General features: G+C 59.8%; 1 protein-coding gene and 1 pseudogene. Both read left to right on the forward strand.

Annotated features, from left to right (window positions below):
- On the forward strand, positions 1-585 hold a 585-nt coding region (locus GTGU_RS23345), incomplete at its 5' end, for a Mu-like prophage major head subunit gpT family protein (protein ID WP_038163560.1).
- An 84-nt stretch (positions 586-669) separates the two neighbouring features.
- Positions 670-1,081: pseudogene (locus GTGU_RS23350) on the forward strand (hypothetical protein); the annotation flags it as partial.

The raw sequence follows: 1,081 nt of genomic DNA on the forward strand, positions 1-1,081 counted from the left end.
CTCGCCTTTGAACTGCTGTGCAAGGGCTTCAGCGCCACGTGCTATGACGGCCAGTATTTCTTTGACACCGACCATCCGGTCGGCACTACCACCGTTTCCAACGTCGTCGGTAACCCGCTGACGGACACCGGTGAGCCGTGGTTCCTGGTGGATGCCACGCATGCCCTGCTGCCCATCATTTATCAGGAGCGTCGTCCGTTCAACTTTGTTGCCATTGACGATCTCACCAGCGAGCGCGTGTTCCTGCAAAACGAATTCGCCTACGGTACTGACGGGCGCAGCAATGTCGGTTTCGGTTTCTGGCAGACCTGCGTGGGCTCCAGAGCTGCACTGACCAAAGCGAACTATGAAGCGGCCGTGTCCGCCATGATGGGTATTCCGAACTCAAACGGCGATCCGCTGGGGATGAACCCGACGCTGCTGGTTGTCGGCAAGAACAACCGTGGCGCGGCGAAGGCGCTGATTGAAGCCATCACCGCCGACGGCGGCGGCTCCAACATCTATTACAAGGATGTTGAGCTGCTGATTTCGCCTTTCGTGAAAAATCCGCCAGCGCCACCGGTCCCACCGGCACCTGAAGAGTGATCCGCTGACGTAAAAAGTACCATCATCCCCGCGTTACAGCCGGATTAACGCCGCCTGTAACGCCTGTTAAAAGAGGTTTGAAACGTGAGTGAACAAGCGAAAAAGCAGACCCGAGGATCGGCCGGACGTTCCGCAAAGGCACCGGTCAGGAAAGATGCCGAAGGCGGGCAGAATCAGACTGGCACGCCGGTCCCGGCACCGCTGGCACCGGCTCCTGATGTTAACGGTCAGGTATCACAACCTGCGGGTACCACTCAGGTCATCGCTGCTGACCCGGTGCCTGCTGCCGGACTGAGCCAGGAAACCAACGGCGTCGCAGACAACGCGTCCGGCGACGGTGCAAACCTTCAGTCCGGTGAGGCCACGCTGGTTACCCAGATACAGCAGGACCATGAGCGGGCATTCAGCACGGTGGCTGACGTCACGGTACTGGAAGTGCGAGCCATTCCGGAAGGCGGTTTCCATCGTGCCGGGCGCTTCTGGCCGCATCACGGTG

This window comes from Trabulsiella guamensis ATCC 49490 (genome assembly GCF_000734965.1).
In the GTDB taxonomy this organism is placed as follows: Bacteria; Pseudomonadota; Gammaproteobacteria; order Enterobacterales; family Enterobacteriaceae; genus Trabulsiella; species Trabulsiella guamensis.